This is a genomic window from Psychrosphaera sp. B3R10 (assembly GCF_018861025.1).
In the GTDB taxonomy this organism is placed as follows: Bacteria; Pseudomonadota; Gammaproteobacteria; order Enterobacterales; family Alteromonadaceae; genus Psychrosphaera; species Psychrosphaera algicola.
Window position 1 is genome coordinate 281,824 of record NZ_JAHKQH010000019.1, and the last position, 17,156, is coordinate 298,979.

General features: G+C 38.8%; 18 protein-coding genes. 7 read left to right on the plus strand and 11 right to left on the minus strand.

The window, feature by feature from the left end:
- The first annotated feature begins 295 nt into the window (after positions 1 to 295).
- From KO525_RS06440 to KO525_RS06465, 6 genes are read left to right on the plus strand one after another with little or no spacing between them, the layout of a single operon-like run.
- Complete coding sequence (locus KO525_RS06440; RefSeq protein ID WP_215962964.1) at positions 296 to 925, plus strand: hypothetical protein; 630 nt, start codon at positions 296 to 298, stop codon at positions 923 to 925.
- The gene (locus KO525_RS06445; protein WP_215962965.1) at positions 925 to 2,220 is read left to right on the plus strand and encodes a DDE-type integrase/transposase/recombinase; all 1,296 of its coding nucleotides are present in this window, start codon (positions 925 to 927) and stop codon (positions 2,218 to 2,220) included. Before KO525_RS06440 ends, KO525_RS06445 begins: the two co-directional genes overlap by 1 nt.
- Positions 2,220 to 2,885: a hypothetical protein gene (locus KO525_RS06450; protein WP_215962966.1), complete on the plus strand. Its 666-nt coding sequence runs from the start codon at positions 2,220 to 2,222 to the stop codon at positions 2,883 to 2,885. Before KO525_RS06445 ends, KO525_RS06450 begins: the two co-directional genes overlap by 1 nt.
- On the plus strand, positions 2,885 to 3,790 hold the full coding sequence (locus tag KO525_RS06455) for an ATP-binding protein (RefSeq protein ID WP_215962967.1): 906 nt from the start codon (positions 2,885 to 2,887) through the stop codon (positions 3,788 to 3,790). The genes KO525_RS06450 and KO525_RS06455 overlap by 1 nt, the downstream gene beginning before the upstream one ends.
- A 1-nt stretch (position 3,791) precedes the next feature.
- On the plus strand, positions 3,792 to 5,105 hold the full coding sequence (locus KO525_RS06460) for a TniQ family protein (RefSeq protein ID WP_215962968.1): 1,314 nt from the start codon (positions 3,792 to 3,794) through the stop codon (positions 5,103 to 5,105).
- Between the two features lie 24 nt (positions 5,106 to 5,129).
- Positions 5,130 to 5,570 carry a hypothetical protein gene (locus KO525_RS06465; RefSeq protein ID WP_215962969.1) on the plus strand — a complete coding sequence of 147 codons (441 nt, stop codon included), beginning with the start codon at positions 5,130 to 5,132 and terminating at the stop codon, positions 5,568 to 5,570.
- Positions 5,571 to 6,333: 763 nt separating this feature from the next.
- Here KO525_RS06465 and KO525_RS06470 read toward each other — a convergent pair.
- The 10 genes from KO525_RS06470 to serC form a co-directional block, all read right to left on the minus strand.
- Positions 6,334 to 7,131, minus strand: a complete 798-nt coding sequence (locus KO525_RS06470; protein ID WP_215962970.1) for an ABC transporter substrate-binding protein — start codon at positions 7,129 to 7,131, stop codon at positions 6,334 to 6,336.
- Between the two features lie 153 nt (positions 7,132 to 7,284).
- Entirely contained in the window at positions 7,285 to 7,824 is a 540-nt protein-coding gene (locus KO525_RS06475; protein ID WP_215962971.1) for a DUF924 family protein, read from the minus strand.
- A gap of 331 nt (positions 7,825 to 8,155) precedes the next feature.
- Positions 8,156 to 8,851, minus strand: a complete 696-nt coding sequence (gene pyrF, locus KO525_RS06480) for an orotidine-5'-phosphate decarboxylase (RefSeq protein ID WP_215962972.1) — start codon at positions 8,849 to 8,851, stop codon at positions 8,156 to 8,158.
- A gap of 19 nt (positions 8,852 to 8,870) precedes the next feature.
- Entirely contained in the window at positions 8,871 to 10,025 is a 1,155-nt protein-coding gene (locus KO525_RS06485) for a hypothetical protein (RefSeq protein WP_215962973.1), read from the minus strand.
- The gene (locus KO525_RS19960) at positions 10,018 to 10,230 is read right to left on the minus strand and encodes a LapA family protein (RefSeq protein WP_215962974.1); all 213 of its coding nucleotides are present in this window, start codon (positions 10,228 to 10,230) and stop codon (positions 10,018 to 10,020) included. The genes KO525_RS06485 and KO525_RS19960 overlap by 8 nt, the downstream gene beginning before the upstream one ends.
- A 65-nt stretch (positions 10,231 to 10,295) precedes the next feature.
- Positions 10,296 to 10,628: an integration host factor subunit beta gene (locus tag KO525_RS06495; protein ID WP_303521133.1), complete on the minus strand. Its 333-nt coding sequence runs from the start codon at positions 10,626 to 10,628 to the stop codon at positions 10,296 to 10,298.
- A 27-nt stretch (positions 10,629 to 10,655) separates the two neighbouring features.
- The gene (gene rpsA / locus KO525_RS06500; protein ID WP_215962976.1) at positions 10,656 to 12,323 is read right to left on the minus strand and encodes a 30S ribosomal protein S1; all 1,668 of its coding nucleotides are present in this window, start codon (positions 12,321 to 12,323) and stop codon (positions 10,656 to 10,658) included.
- Positions 12,324 to 12,446: 123 nt separating this feature from the next.
- The gene (gene cmk, locus KO525_RS06505) at positions 12,447 to 13,130 is read right to left on the minus strand and encodes a (d)CMP kinase (RefSeq protein WP_215962977.1); all 684 of its coding nucleotides are present in this window, start codon (positions 13,128 to 13,130) and stop codon (positions 12,447 to 12,449) included.
- A 149-nt stretch (positions 13,131 to 13,279) separates the two neighbouring features.
- Positions 13,280 to 14,569, minus strand: a complete 1,290-nt coding sequence (gene aroA, locus KO525_RS06510) for a 3-phosphoshikimate 1-carboxyvinyltransferase (protein ID WP_215962978.1) — start codon at positions 14,567 to 14,569, stop codon at positions 13,280 to 13,282.
- Entirely contained in the window at positions 14,562 to 15,638 is a 1,077-nt protein-coding gene (gene serC / locus KO525_RS06515) for a 3-phosphoserine/phosphohydroxythreonine transaminase (protein ID WP_215962979.1), read from the minus strand. The genes aroA and serC overlap by 8 nt, the downstream gene beginning before the upstream one ends.
- A 244-nt stretch (positions 15,639 to 15,882) precedes the next feature.
- Here serC and KO525_RS06520 point away from each other — a divergent pair, with 244 nt between their 5' ends.
- Positions 15,883 to 16,086 (plus strand): hypothetical protein, encoded by a 204-nt coding sequence (locus KO525_RS06520; RefSeq protein WP_215963059.1) that lies wholly within the window; start codon positions 15,883 to 15,885, stop codon positions 16,084 to 16,086.
- A gap of 90 nt (positions 16,087 to 16,176) precedes the next feature.
- Here KO525_RS06520 and KO525_RS06525 read toward each other — a convergent pair whose 3' ends face one another.
- Entirely contained in the window at positions 16,177 to 17,067 is an 891-nt protein-coding gene (locus KO525_RS06525) for a LysR family transcriptional regulator (protein WP_215962980.1), read from the minus strand.
- Between the last annotated feature and the right edge of the window lie 89 nt (positions 17,068 to 17,156).

Genomic DNA, 17,156 nt, shown 5'->3' on the forward strand with positions numbered 1-17,156 from the left:
AAAACACGAAACAAACCGACATAAAATATTAGCAGAGAGGTTAACTTGTCTAATTATCAATCTAAAAACGCTAAAAAACGGTCTTTGATATGTAAGCAGGAATTCGAATTGCAAATACGAGTTCGATATTTAACAAGCCAACCTTTAAATATAGTAAACATCGACTATATTTCAAGTGAAGGCGCTAAGAAAAGTGCAAAAAAATATCAACGTAGTGGCGATAGAATAATAAATAAAAGTCGCTTGATGCGTTTTTGCATTACAAATAATTCGACCAGTAATGGAGGGGGGTGTAATGCCGTCTAAATTAAGTCCATTTAAAGCGTTTGAGCAAAGCAGTTACAAGAACCTTAAGGGTTTTCACTTGTCTCCTAGCTCTAATAAGCCTCAATCTTGGGATTCCCATTTTGAGAAAAAGCATCTTTTGGTGATGGATTTTGATCCTGAGTGTTTGTCCTACGCGACTCAAGCCATTTCATTTCCGGTGCCAGGCGTAACAGAGCGTTATACACCAGATGCAGTATGCATCTATTCAGGCAGGCGTGTTCTGTTGAAAGAATTTAAGCCCAAAGCAAAGTTAACTCCAGAGCTTGATGAAAAGTACAAGGCTATTGGTCAGTACGTCGATGATAATACGAACTGGTCTTTTGAAGTCGTTACTGAGCATGTGCTTCACAACACCCAAATTAAAAACTTCATGAAGCTCAAAATCCATTTTCGCTGGGCTAAAGAAGAAGTTCTCCGGTTTCTCTTAAAGAATACTGAGCTACTAGGCGTAGTAACCAACATTGGCGCAATCCAACATGCGGCTATTAGCCAGCAAGAGAAGTTTTACCTTTGGGCTGGTGTTGCCTATCAATTTGGAATGGTTGACTTCAACTCCCCTATTACCGCTCGTACGCCTATCAACTGGAGTGTTGTGTAATGGCTATAAAAGAGATCATCCACGCAGGACAAGAATACCTGTACCAAAAAGAAACCGAAGAAAAAGTGTATAAGATTGAATCTTATAACGTTAATTACGTACTGTTGCGAGCTTCTAACGGCGATATACTCGATTTAACCCCTATTGAATTTACTGAGTTGAAGCGCCAAAGAACGTTACGATTAGTCGATGCTCAAACGTTTCAAATAGCGTTGACACCTGCCGAGAAAGAAGAGATTGAGCTACTTCGTGCTTACATCGAGCCTGCAAGACATCATGAAAGTGGCAAACCTAGTGGTAAAGAAGCCATAAAAAAAGCACTAGAGCATGTTCGTATAAATCATAAAAAACTACCTGTACGAAGTGGCAAATGGATACAGAACCATATTACGCCTTTGAAGCGATTAGGTTACGACTATAGAGCGTATGTTGTAGGAAAACGCCAAGAGTACAACTGGACGCAAGACCAAATAGCGCACTTTCAGCTATTAGAGTTGGCACTAGACAAAGAATACTTTAATAACCAAAGTACAACATTTTCCCACGCATATCGAGAATACGTTGAGCTTGTACAAAGCAAAATGGGACCTGACGTAGCTCCTCGTTGTGAAAACACAATGAGAGATTATTTTAAGAACCATGTTGACAGAGACAGAAAACTCGCAAGGTATGGACAAAAATACCGTCAGGATAATTCATATTCTAACATTGGCGTATGGCAAACTGACAGTCCACTAGAGTTAGTCCAATGTGATACAAAAACGGTGTTTTTGTTTGTTCGCTCGAACGAACCAGATGAAAATACTGGTCAATACAAGCTATCTAAAATACGGCTATGTGTCTACTCAGCAGTTGATTCACAGACCAGTGCCGTCGTCGGTTGGCATGTACATAAAGGGTATGAATGTGGCAATGGAGTAATAAACCTTGTACGTCATGTAATGAGTGTACGCAATGGTAAGCTAGGAGGTGTCCCATCTGAGCTTAGATTCGATAACGGCCCTGGCTTTATTTCCGATAACTTACATCACTTTTTAACCCAAGTTCATATCGATTGGGATTTTGCAAAATGCCAACACGGTCAAGACAAACCGCATGTTGAAAGCTTCTTTAGAGTATTAACCAACTTCTTTTTGAGCAACTATCCAGGGTACATCCCGAAGGACCCCAAAACTAAAAATATTGACATGGACGCCCTTAAAAAGACCCCATTGAAAACAGAGTCCGAGTTTGAATATGAACTTGGTCGCTTTATGACTAACTATAACAATCGTGATCTTAAAGAGTTTGCATAATGAATATGACAAATACATCCCGCCCTAAATCACCAAAGGAAGCGTGGTTTGCTGCTATCAATGATGGAACGGCAGCGTTTTGTACAGATGAGTTTATATCGCCAGAACTACTTCATTGCATTGAAGAGCAATGCTCGATGAGTATTAAAAATGGTTTCATGATTGAAGGGCAAATCTTTGCAGCTGTGCCCGAAATATTTAACTCCCTTAATAAATCAATTGAAGGATCCGTTCCTGTTTCAGTTTTTTTTGATCCTTTAGATTGCAGGACTGTCACCGTTACTGCAATAAATACGGTGACTGGTGAAGAGTTTAATATGGTTACTCATAACAGAAAGTACAATCACTACCCTGAGCCATTGCCATATTCTGAAGCAGAGCCTTACAAAAAAAGTTACAGAACATTAACGCCCCACCGTTTAGAAACAGAAGGTATTGTCGCTGTTGAAGAGAAACAAAAGAAGCAATCAAAGACGCGATCTATCGCAGTAGATTTAGAGGGGGCACCTGTTGATATTGAAGCCGTGATGGAACAATCAGGTAAAAACATATCTAGAAAGCCTGGAGTTAACTCATCAATAGAAAGTCACTCAGAAACTGAAGCACTGCTTGCTGATTGGCTAGATACAACTAATGATTTTGATGAAATGGAGCGACCTGATTAATGTTTGAACAAAAACGTAATGAAGGCGAAGCACTAAATAAGTTCGCCGAAAAACCGCTTTTACGATACCCAGATTTTAATGAAGCGATAAAAACGCTAGAAATCACGTATGGAATGAGCGCAATGAATGAACGTGCTTGCTTAATTACAGGTGAACCTGGTGTCGGAAAATCAACCATTGCTAAAACAGTAAATTATCATCTAAACAAAGGATATGACCCTAAACACCCTCGTTCTGTTTATGTAAAGTTGGATAGCCCAAAAACAATAAGAGAATTTACAGAGCAGATGAGCAACGGACTAATCACTCTTCGACGCAAAGTGAGCAAGACTGAGCTAAAAGAACTATTACGTAAAGCATTCATTAACCAGGGTATTGAAGTGCTCGTCTTAGACGAAATTCAAACTTTACTTCCCGCTGCGAAAGAAAGTGCGCTAGCGAGAGACATGGCGGATGCGATTAAACATTTAATGGAAGAATTAAAACTTAGCGTATTTATGTTCGGTGTAGAAGATGCGTCTCGCCTTTATGATGCTGCTAAATATAATAAGTTTACGATAGGCCAACTTGTATCCCGATCTAACGCCACTGTTCGACTTAAAACGTTTAAAAATGACGACGTATGGATAAAAGTTCTTAAATACATGGAAAAACATACTTGTTTACCGACAGAAATATCTCTGTCAGATCCCAAAATCGCTGATCTAGTTTATGACGCAACTAAAGGAAACTTTCGAGATTTAAATAACTTAATTGGTGCTTGCCACACCTTGTATGACTTACGCAAAGTTGAGTCACTTTCGGTAAAAACGCTTGCTTTAGCCTACAACCATGAAAATTCTAAGGAAATTACGAGTAATCCATTTATTGAAGTTAATGCACAAGGCATAGGCTGGGTGGCATAAAATGCTAACATCTCAATTACTTAATGAAAGTTTAATAACTCAACTAGCGAAATATGCTCGTGGCATTGGTTCATCCTATTTTGAAGATATAGTTACTCCCAAGCAGCTAACCATGATCTCGACTAATAAATTAAATGGACTGCATGACGAGCTTTTAAATAATCTTCGCATCAAACGATTTAGCAAAGAAAAGTCAGAAATATCTCATGCACGAGTATGTCCACTTTGCATTGAAGAAAACAACGTTCACTACCAAGAATTTCAGTCTAAAGAAGTAATGGTGTGTCCTGTCCATCTATGTTTACTGGTTGATTTGTGCCCACACTGCTCTGAGTCATTAGTTTTTGATTTAAATTTATTCCGCGGAATCTGCACAAATTATCGCTGTCATAAAAAACTAGAAGCGGTTTATCCGCCAAATTGTTTTTATGAATTGTCACAACAGCAAATCAATGACTGCCTCCATGCAGGATTGTTCGAAAAGCATTTCGGTCTTGGACAATTACCTGTTAAAAAATCATACTTTATAGAGGTGTCACAACTAACATTGAGAGGCTATGAGTTATTAACACTTAAAGCTGATAATATAGAGCTTTTACAATCTGTCCGAGATCATTATTCGGCGGCGAGTATAATTCCAGGTTTTATTGAATACCTGCAAAAAACCATGTTGGGAAGCCTGACTTTACAATGGCCTTGGTGTGGTCAAGTCTTTAATAATAATGTAATTGATGACGACTTAAGATCATTAGATGGGTCGCTCTTTGTTGGTTCTAAACTATTTTGCCTTGCACTAGGTATCTCCCCTGTAGCACTTGATTTAATGTTTGATGCGGACTTAGTTAACGTCGATAACGGATGTCGCCTAAATAATAAATCCATCATTAACATAATGCCCTTTATTACTCATTTGACGTCTTTACCGCAATTACCAAATGGTGAATCTTTTGAAACGTTTTTGAAAGCAAACCCAGGTTTTCGCATAGGCTTGGATGAGCTTTTAGCTGCGTGGCTTCATGGTGATATTGATATCAGTTTTGTAAGAAGTAAGACGTTATTTAATTCAATCATTGTTGAATCAGAGTGCATCCGAAATTGGCTTTTAAAGTATTCAACAAAAGTAACTAAACAAAAATTAAACAGTAAAGAAGCTTTAAATGTGTTGAGAACGAGTAAGCGAAAATATCTATCTCTGATCGAAAACGGTACGTTGCGTGCGGTAAAATCCGAGTCGGGCTTTATCCATCGGTTTGATGATGTAGCTGCTATAAAGCATCAGCTATCGCGAAGTCCTCAACTTTCTTTTTTTAATTAAAGCAACAATAGGTGGAGAGATTACATGATTGTATATATTGATATGGATGATGTTCTGTGCAATTACAAAGTTGCTCACATAAAGGCTTTAAAACAATCACCTGACGTCCCTTACCCGCAATCACAACGTGGTTTCTTTGCCAACTTAGAGCCTATGGCAGGGGCATTATCAGCTATGGAGAAATTGTATGAATCTAGAATCTACGATCCATATATCCTGACAGCACCATCTCCGCTAAACCCTTTATGTTATACAGAGAAACGACTTTGGGTTGAACAATGGCTGGGTTACAAATATGTCGAGAGATTAATCATCAGTCCGAACAAGGGACTGTTGATTGGTGATGTGCTGATTGACGATCACACTACAGGCAATGGACAAGACCAATTTGGTGGCAGCTTAATTCATTATGGAAGCCAACGATTTCCATCTTGGGAAAGTGTGCTAAAGGAGCTGAATTTATAACTTAAAAAAGAGTTTTCCTGCCAACTAAGCTTTACTCTACCAGTTTCAGGAAATTCACCACTTATTACCCTGTGGAAAATACAGCGTAATTTTTCGCTGCCCTCATTCCTAAATATCTGTATCTATAATAGCCTTAACGAATAATAAATTTGATAAAAACTCCGAGATAATTTAGTGTTAGCAACACTGAACGACTAACTCTGATTAATTGAGAAAAATATCCCTTATCTTGTTGAATTAATTACTGAAAAATCCCAAACTCTTTGAGAAAAGACAACTCAGATATTTTGGGAATACCCTTAAAAACAATATCTTAAATTTCCCTCGAATCCTGAGTTCATTGCCATTCGACAACAAATCAAATTGGCCTAACATTTCCCACCATTTCTATTTATATCGTTTTAATTTAGTTAGATTTTCTCTTTAAACATATTGTCTTCTTAATCTATTACCGCGCTACGTGGTTGAAATAATTTAGCTTGGCTTGTTATCCGTAAAATTTAAATACCGCACGCGCTACGTGGCTGAAATAATTTAGACTGGCTTGTTATCCGTAAAATTCAAATATCGCACGCGCTACGTGGCTGAAATAATTTAGACTGGCTTGTATCCGGTAAAATTTAAATACGGCATCTTACTTATTTGGCTAGTTAGATATTTGTCGTATCTATTTCTTAGTCTTAGCTGTGTCTTATCTATGTCGTATCTTTGTATTATCTATGTCGGCTTTAAAATAATGAATCTGGTTTAATTCGTGTCGAACTTAATTAACATCTTCAGACAATGACTTTTTCCAATTTTCGATATCTTGGTCTGTGTAATTGAACTCTTTGAAATATGAAATGACTTCTTGGGAATCTTTTATAGCGACTAAACCGTTATTTAGTTTTTTCATTATCGCCTTAGACTTTTTAGTCTTAAGGCTTAATGTATGAATAAACTTCCCGCCATAATTACCGCCAACACGTTTTAAACAATCGCGATCTGTTGGATCTTCATAAAACATACAATAGTAATTAACTGCGCCGACAGCAAAAAATAGATAATCTAATCGGCGTTGACGTAACATATAAAAAAGTTGTTTACGTGTAACCGTTGCGTAAATGTTCTTAAATCCCAGTTCCTTTGCAATTGTTTCTTGGCTTGAATTTGCAGAAACGCCTATTGTGGCGACGTTTAGATCAATTTCAGAAACGTGATTTATTGGGTTTTCGGGCAATGTAAAAATAGACGACGTGGTTGACATTAATGGCTTTGAAAAATATCCCCAGTTTGCGCGTTCCTCTGTTTTAAAAGCGGCAAAAATTAAATCGACCTTTTTCCCCTTTAACCTTTTAACACTGCCTTGCCACGAACTTTCCTGAGGTACTAACGTTATGTTTTGAGACTTTGCTGCAAGTGTAATTAGTCGCCAAGAAATACCGTATGGGCCCGAAGCCAATACGTATTTATCGTGGTCATCAAAAACGGCAATCGTAACTTCACTGTCAGCATTAGCAATAACTGGTAAAGTACTTAGCAGTAATAAAAAAAGAATCGCTTTGTAAAATAACCTTTTCATCTTGCACCTGTTGATCTCTATAACAACGCTCACATCGCTGTTTACTACTAACACCTCATTTATGCCCCAAAACTTTATTTTTATTCTATCTGTTGGGTAAACCTATTATTGATAAACGATAAGTTTTAGACCGTTTAGCAACAATATTCACGTTTAAAATGACGAATTAGGTCCATTTAAAAATGCAATCTCTTGATCGGTACTTCTACGTCCCAAAATCGAATTTCTGTGTGGATAACGCCCGAAGCGATCTATTATTTCTTTGTGTTTATGTTCAAAATTAAGTGTGTTTTCAAGTCCAGGTTGGTCAAATAAGGTCACCGCTACCTTATGAATGCTTGGTGATTCGCTGTGCATAAACGGCATATATAAAAACGACTTTTGAGGGATACTCATAGCTACATCCAAGCGGTGTGCAATTGCTTCTTGAGCTAAAACTAATGCTAAAGGATCTGATTCAAACGCCCTTTTATCATCCCTATATATATTACGTGCAAATTGGTCTAATACGATTATTTCGGCTAAACGACCCAAAGGTTCAGTACGCCACATATAAAGTTCGCCCAGTTTTGCTGCCGATAAAGTATCATCAAAACGCGTTGTAATGACTCGGTCTAACTCATCACTTTTAGAAAAGTGCTGGGCTGGTGTTAACTCGTCAAACCAAAACGCTATTACATTTTGCCAATTCATTGCTATCTTCCTTTGCAATACATCATTCAAAATCTTTTTATGCCCAATGTTTTATCAAGGTGTCTGTTATTAAACAATAGTTTAAATATCTGAATATACCTATTTTGAGTTCAAGAAAAGAATCTAATTAATTAGATTTAACATAAAACACAGGTTTCGTTTGAAATAATAACGTTGCTAGGCAATTTTGAGTGGGTTTATTAGATGGCCAATTCGCAGTATTAGTCTCGTCATGGCGTGACTAAGATGAGGTAACCCGTTGATTAATTAGCAATGTAGGACACTGTTACTAACCAACGAGTTGTCGTTAGGCAAATACAAATTAGAGGAATTAGTTTATAGATTGATAAATTGCTTTCATAGTTTCAATTGGGTTTGAAGATTGCGTAATCGCTCGACCAATAACTAAGTAGTCAGATCCTGCAGCAACCGCTTTTTGCGGTGTCATGATCCTTTTTTGATCATCAACTGACGCATCCGCAGTTCGAATACCTGGTGTTACCAATTTAAAGTTTGCGCCATAGTTTTGTTTTAACATCTGCGCTTCTTGGGCTGAACATACTACTCCGTCTAGTTCATATTTGTGTGCTAGACCGGCTAAAAAGTTAACTTGTTCACGAGGTGTGCGCGTTATACCTAACTCTATTAAATCATCGTCAGACATACTTGTTAATACCGTAACTGCAATTAGTAAAGGCGCGTCATTACCAAACGGTTGCAGTATGGTTTTGGCTGCATCCATCATTTTACCACCGCCACTAGCATGTACATTTACCATCCACACGCCAAGGTCTGCCGCTGCTTTTACGGCTTTTGCAACTGTGTTTGGTATATCATGGAATTTTAGATCGAGAAAAACGTCAAAACCTTTGTTCTGAATTTCGGTGACAAAGGTTGGTCCAAAGTGAGTAAACATTTCTTTGCCAATTTTCAAACGACATAAACTTGGGTCAAGTCTGTCGACCAGATCAGTCGTTTCTTTTTTATTGTCAAAATCCAATGCTACTACGATGTTTTTGTTATTCACGGAAATGTCTCTCTAACTTTTATATGCCGTCTAATCCGGCCAATGGTTTTATTGTTTGCCAATTATTGCATGCTGGACAACGCCAGCTGAAATGATTTGTGGTAAACCCACAGCTATTACATTCATAAAGTGGCTTTAATTCAATGTAACGTGTAATTAGGGATTGCAGTTGTTTAAAATGAGGATCGGACATAAAAAATTCTTTTTCAAGTTCAATCAACTTTGCAAAACCGCGAACACTTGGCTGGTCCTGCAAATGCTCAATGATATAACTGCGCCCCGCCTCAATGCCCCTCTCTTTTACAATATAGTCAGTCATCTGACTATGAGCTGTAACACTTTTAATGTTTTTTTCTTTTATTAGCCAAAATAACCAAGCTGTTTGTTCGAACTCATCGACAAAACATTCAGGCGCAATATTAAATAACGCCGGTGCAAAACTCGGTTCTTGGTCAAGAATCGTAACAACTAATTCTCTCGATTTTTGTTTGTTATTTACGATTAGGTACAATTTAGATAAGGCCAATAAACTTCTAACTGATTTTCGGTTTACCTTTAATGCCCGTTTATACGCTTGTTTTTTAGATTTGTAGTTATCGTGTGCATCGCCAATTTCACAATAAAAATGACTTACGAGTTGACGACAGTTTTCAGACAATAATTGAGCATCGGCCGCTAGATAGGACTCTACGCCCGCTTGCCATTCACGAGTTTGCTCAAATATATGGAGTAGTCCAAGTAATGCCTCTGAAGCGTGTTGCGATGTTAATAAAGGCGTAAGAGTGTTTTGAGCTCGTTCTAACATGCCCGCTGACAGAAAATCCTGCGCTAATTCAAGTTGAATTTCTTCTAACTCATATTGAGGAATTGTGATCTGATCGGTTTTAACTAAACCTTCATGGATCGCGATAGCTTTGTCGATTTCGCCTTTTTTGCGAAACAGCTTTGCTAACGTTAAATAATTGTCGATATTTGAAGGCGTGTCGTCAAAATATTGGATAAGCCTGTCAAAGGCCTGTTCTTGATCTTCATTAAGTAATAACGACACACTCGAATTGATCGCATTATTAATGGTTAATTGCTGTTCTAACAATTCTTTTTTTGCGCTGTGTTTACCCATAACCCAGCCATAAATGACTGCAGCAGGTAATAGCAAAAATAGTAATTCAAGCATTCTTTCGTGTAATCAACTTTTTAATAGCAGATATCACAAGCATAACAAATACGCCCAGCATAAATGTTAGGAATAATAAAACAGCTAGAGGCAGTTGTACCTTCACAACAAGTAGATTCAAATCGACCAATTGATGGTTTTCACTGCCTAATGCCAACGCGAATATGACTAGAATGAAAAATATAGCGTAACTAAGTAATTTCAAAAACTTAACCCCTGCAATTTAGGGGTACAAGGCTATTGTAAGTCTTTCATCGAGTCAATACGGAACTACTTAAAATCGACTCTTTCGCGTAATTCTTTGCCAGGTTTAAAGTGTGGGACATATTTTGCCTCCAACTCAACCGAGTCACCCGTCTTAGGATTACGTCCTGTACGCGGCGCACGATAATGCAAAGAAAAGCTACCAAACCCACGTATTTCAATACGATCACCAGTTGATAGACATTCGGCCATGTTATCTATAATGCTCTTAACTGCAGTTTCCACTTCCTTTACAGGTACATGTGGATGTTGTTCAGATAATGTTTCTATTAATTCAGACTTTGTCATTTTCTCACCTAATATCGAGACAAAAAATAAGGGAGCGTTATGCTCCCCTATATTTATAGCTCATTTAAAATCAAATGCTTAGTCTTTTTGTGCATTTTTAAATGCAGCAGCCATCGCATTTTCAAATTCAGGCGCTTGATTTTGTAAGTTATCTAACGCAGCTTTCTCTTCTGCTTCGTCGATAGCCTTGATAGATAGGCTTATCACGCGATTCTTACGGTCAACACCAACGAACTTAGCTTCTAACTCAGAACCAGCAGTTAATACTGTTGTAGCATCTTCTACACGTTCACGAGAAAGTTCAGATACACGGATGTAACCTTCAACTTCGTTACCTAGGTCAACAGTAGCACCTTTAGCGTCAACGTCTTTTACAAGACCTTTAACCATAGTACCTTTTTTGTGAGCTTCTAAGTATTCGCTAAACGGATCAGAATCCATTTGTTTAACGCCTAGAGAGATACGCTCGCGCTCTGGGTCAACTTGTAATACAACAGCTTCGATTTCGTCGCCTTTCTTGAAGTCACGTACTGCGTCTTCACCAGAAACATTCCAAGAAATGTCAGAAAGGTGTACAAGACCATCAATACCGCCGTCAAGACCGATGAAGATACCAAAGTCAGTGATTGACTTGATGTTACCAGCAACACGGTCGCCTTTGTTATGAGTCTTAGCAAATACTTCCCATGGGTTGTCTTTACATTGTTTAAGACCAAGAGAAATACGACGACGTTCTTCGTCGATTTCAAGAACCATAACTTCAACTTCGTCGCCAAGATTAACAACTTTAGAAGGATGGATGTTCTTGTTAGTCCAATCCATTTCAGAAACGTGTACAAGACCTTCAATACCGTCTTCGATTTCAACGAAACAACCGTAGTCAGTAAGGTTAGTAACACGGCCTTTAAGACGTGAACTTTCAGGGTAACGACCAGCAATGTCGCCCCAAGGATCTGAACCAAGTTGCTTAAGACCTAGAGAAACACGGTTTTTCTCTTTGTCGAATTTAAGAACTTTAACGTCTATTTCATCACCAACTGCAACGATTTCACTTGGGTGCTTAACACGTTTCCAAGCCATATCTGTGATGTGAAGTAGTCCGTCTAGGCCACCAAGGTCAACGAACGCTCCGTAATCGGTAAGGTTCTTAACGATACCTTTAACTTCTGAACCTTCTTCAAGGTTAGCAAGAAGCTCTTCACGTTCTGCAGAGTTTTCAGTTTCGATAACTGCGCGACGTGAGACAACAACGTTGTTACGTTTTTGGTCAAGTTTGATTACTTTAAAATCTAACTCTTTGCCTTCTAAGTGAGACGTGTCACGGATAGGACGTACGTCTACTAAAGAACCTGGTAAGAATGCTCGGATGCCTTCAACTTCAACAGTGAAACCGCCTTTAACTTTACCAGAGATAACACCTTTAACGATTTCTTGTTCTTCACAAGCTTTCTCAAGGCGTACCCAAGACTCGTAACGTTTCGCTTTTTCACGAGATAGAATTGTTTCACCAAATCCGTCTTCGATTGAATCTAGTGCTACGTCAACTTCATCACCAACTGCTACTTCTAATTCACCAGCGTGGTTTTTAAATTGAGCCGCAGGAATAGCAGATTCTGATTTTAAGCCAGCGTCTACGATTACAAGGTCACGATCGATAGAGATAATAGTACCTTTAACGATTGAACCAGGGCGTGTTTCGATAGCCTGAAGGCTTTCTTCAAATAACTGAGCAAAATTTTCTGTCATGATTTATCTTCATTATTGCCAAAGAGGCGTTCCAGCGACTATGGGTTGATTTTTAACTTGTTACATCCATGCTAACAAGGCTTTTAAGTTTGTTAATAAACCCTTTTAAAATAAAAAGGTTGCCTAACTACGAATAAATTTTTCTTCAACCACTTTAATAAGCAATTGATAGACTTCTTCTGCCGATAACGTAGTCGAATCAATTTCGATAGAATCCTCTGCAGGCACCATTGGTGCTACACTTCGGTTCATATCTCGGTCGTCTCGAGCTTGTATCTCGGTTAAAAGGTCGCCGATTTTAACATCGTGGCCCTTTCCTTTCAACTCTATATAGCGTCGATTTGCACGTTCTTCCGCACTTGCAGTAAGAAAAACCTTAATTGCAGCGTCTGGGAATACAACTGTCCCCATGTCTCGACCGTCTGCGATTAAACCCGGTTTTTGTCTAAAGGCGCGTTGACGACGCAATAATGCTTCGCGCACACGAGGTAAAGCTGCAATTTTAGAGGCAACTCCACCGACTTCTTCATTTCGGATCGAATGTGTTACTTCTTCACCTTCAAGCACAATTTTAGTTCCAGCTTCGCTAGATAAAAACTGCACATCAAGATGAGCCGCGAGTGGGATCAAACTTTCTTCGTCACTCGGTAGTATGTTGTGATGCATTGACGCTAAGGCCAATACGCGATAGATAGCACCGCTATCAAGGATTTCCCATCCTAATTTTTCCGCTAACAGACGACATACCGTGCCTTTGCCTGCTCCACTTGGACCATCAATAGTGATGACCGGAATAGAATGCGCCATAGTTACTCCACGAAGTGAATTTCGGGCGGCATTATACGCGATTGGCTACAAATTAAAATTAAATTAGAAAGTTATTTTTCATATAAAAAATGTAACCGAGTGAATTAGAGTTAAATCACTCGGCTATAAGGTAGGTTTTTTTGCTAAAATTAGCAGACTAATGCATTAAATCTATCGAAATAGTCCGGGAAGGTTTTACTCGTTACTTTTGGATCATTAATCGTTACTGATGCTTGATCAAAACATAACAACGAGAAACACATGGCAATTCGATGATCGTTATAAGTGTCTATTGCTGCGTGTTTAATTGGCGCTGGTGTAACGATAATATAGTCATGCCCTTCTTCAACAATCGCACCCGCTTTTTTAAGTTCAGTTGCCATCGCAAATAAACGGTCGGTTTCTTTAACTCGCCAATTGTAAATATTACGAATGGCTGTTGTACCCTCTGCAAATAATGCAGTAGTAGCAATCGTCATTGCGGCATCTGGAATATGATTCATATCCATATCAACTGCGGTTAGTTTACCGTTGGATGACACAGAAATATGGTCATCAAAATAGGTAATATCTGCACCCATTTTTGCAAGAACGTCCGCAAATTGGATGTCGCCTTGAACACTATTTTTACCGACACCATACACATTTACCGGACCGCCGCTAATTGCGCCAGCAGCTAAGAAATAAGATGCTGAACTTGCATCGCCTTCAACCATAAAGTCGCCAGGAGATTGATATTGAGCATCAGCATTTACCACAAAGCTTTGGTAATTATTGTTTTCTACCTCAACCCCAAATTGACGAATAATATCGATAGTTAAATCTATATAAGGTTTTGAAACCAAATCACCAATCACTTTAACCGTTATGGTTTTGTGAATTAATGGGGCTGCCATTAACAACGCCGATAAAAATTGACTTGAAACACTGCCGTCAATTTCAACAACGGTGTCGTCAGTGATCACTGCAGGCTCAATTTTAAGCGGTGGATAATTTTCGTTACCCAAGTAGGTTATTGTTGCGCCAAGTGGGCGTATTGCGTCTACCAGGTGCCCAATTGGACGTTCTGACATGCGTTCTTCGCCGGTTAATTCCGTTGTGATATTTGCAAATGCTAATACCGCCGCAAGAGGACGCATTGCCGTTCCTGCATTACCTAAAAACAATGCTTGTTGAGGCTGTTTAAATTGACCATTACAACCATGCACAACACACGTCGTTTTATCTGCTGACAAGGTGGTTTTAACGCCTAATAACTCAAGCGCATTTAACATGTGTCTAATGTCATCACTGTCGAGCAAATTGGTGATGGTTGTATCACCGTCACATAACGCCGCTAATAATAACGCACGATTTGACAGACTTTTAGATCCCGGAACCGTTACGTCCCCTTTAAAACCAGAAATGTGAGGTAGCGTTAATGATTCTTGATTAGCCATGTGTACGTTCGAACTCCTGCATAAACTCAGTTAACGCTTTAACACCTTCAATAGGCATGGCGTTGTAGATACTTGCTCGCATACCGCCAACAATTCGATGTCCTTTCAGTGCAACCAGTCCTTGATTTTCAGCTTGCGCCAAAAATGTACTGTCTAATTCGCTGTTCGCCAAGAAAAACGGAACATTCATACGAGAGCGATTGGCACTTGCAATGTTATTACTATAAAAACTGGAGTTGTCGATCGTTTGATATAACAAGTCAGCTTTTTTCTTATTTAATACTTCCTGTGCCGCAACACCGCCACTTTCTAATAACCAATCAAATACTAACTTAGCTAGATAAATCGCATAAGTTGGTGGCGTATTAAACATACTGTCTTTTTCATGGGTTAATTTATAGTTAAATACAGAAGGCACGGTTTCCTGCGAACGTGCTAACAACTCTTTTTTAACAACAACTAAGCTTAGCCCTGACGGACCTATGTTTTTCTGGGCGCCAGCATAAATTAAGTCAAATTTACTGCTATCGATTTCACGGGAAAAAATGGTGCTCGACATATCGGCAACGACAGGCACATCAAATGAAGGCTGTTCAAATATTTCAATGCCATCGACTGTTTCATTCGGGCAGTAATGAACATAAGCGCTGTCCTGCGAAACCTGCCAATCAGACATCGAAATAACTTGTTTTTTACCACCAACAATTTCCACCGTATTTTGTTCTGTAACGGCACCAAACTTTTTGGCTTCTTCAACGGCGGCCTGGGACCATGACCCAGTTGTGACATAATTGGCCTGGCCACTATTTAGCAAATTAAGCGGAACCGCAGAAAACTGACCGCGACCGCCACCGTGCATAAATAACACAGTATATTCATCGCTGAGCCCTAATAATTGCTTTATCGAGGCTATTGCCGAGTCATAAACAGCAATGAACTCTTTACTTCTGTGGCTGAGTTCCATTACAGAACAACCTGTGTTATTCCAATTAACAAACTCACTCTGAGCTTTATTCATCACGGCCTCGGGCAATTTTGCAGGGCCCGCACAGAAGTTATAAACTGTCATTCATTTTCTCGTTAGTTACAGTAAAGCTAATTTTATCGAACAATTACTCTAACGTTATTTGAATTGCGTCTCAATTGATTATTTTGCAATTAATTAATTAATTTATGACAACAACAAAATTTGTTTGTTAAATAATCTAAATAGCCAGTCGTACAAGGCTTACCAACATCCTCTATGATAAATATCCTATTGAATTTTAGTATTTTACTGCCCATTTAAGTCATACAACCATATGGAAACATTTATGGAAATATTTAAGGCAATTGGAATTACCAATGAACTTATTCAATATTTCATTACTGGTTTACTATTTTTTATGGGAGCTATGGTGATGTATAAAATGGTTCTTTGGGGTAAGAAAATGCCTAGAGGCGCGTTTCTATTTTTAGCGTTATTTCCACTTATAACAATTTTTCCTATTCCACCTCCCATATTTAAAACATGTTAAAAAAGCAAAACAGGAACAACCTAAAAAAAATGAGGATAGTGGCGATCCACCTGACGAGGACCTAGCATAATCATAAGAAAATGGCCGACACTAATCCCAAGGATGTTGCTTAAAATATTCAGCTAGAAAATCGATTAGTGCACGCACTGTCGGTGACAAAAACTTTCGAGAAGAATACAAAGCGTAAATATTCATATCATTCGTATTCCAATTAGGCAGTACACGAACCAAACTGCCATTTTCAATAGCGGCATTTGCCATATAAGTTGGTTGCATGCTAATTCCGGCGCCACATTGAGCTGCTTTTAATAACGTGGTTGCTTCATTAGCCGTTAACTGACAATTAACGCTAATGGCTTTATGTTCGTTTTCATTCCAAAGGTGCCAAATGTGTTTTTCAAAATTGGTATAGCTAAGGCAACGATGTTGACTTAAATCATCCGGTGCCGTGATTGCAGGCATAGAATCCAGGTAAGCTTGACTTGCCACTAAAACGGAATGACACACCGCCAATGGTTTTCCAATCAACGACGGATCTGGATTTGACGCAATTCGAATTGCTAAATCAATTCTGCTATCGACTAAATCAATTGCAGTATCTTGCAGGTCTATGTCGATAGAGACTTTCGGGTGACGTGTCATAAATTGTTGTATTGCAACCATGAGCTGCGCATGACTAAACGACATACTACACGCGAGTCGGATCCGACCGGAAAGTTGCTCAGTTGACTTTATCTCACTGATAAATTGGTCTGCTGTAGTCAGCCACTGCTCAATATCATTTAGGCATTTTTCTCCTTGCGTTGTCAGTGTCACTTTTCTAGTCGTCCTATGTAATAAACGAACTTCGAGCCAACTTTCCATCACTTCGATGTAACGCGTTACCATTGGGCGTGACATCTCCAAACGCTCCGAGGTCGCGGTAAAGCTACCTGTGCGGGCTATATCAATAAATACTTGTGCCGCTTTAACCCGATCCATACTAAACCCCGATTTCTAACAGACCAACCCACATATGTTCGATTTAAGAAACAATGTTGAACATTATTGTACATATATCATTGCAAATC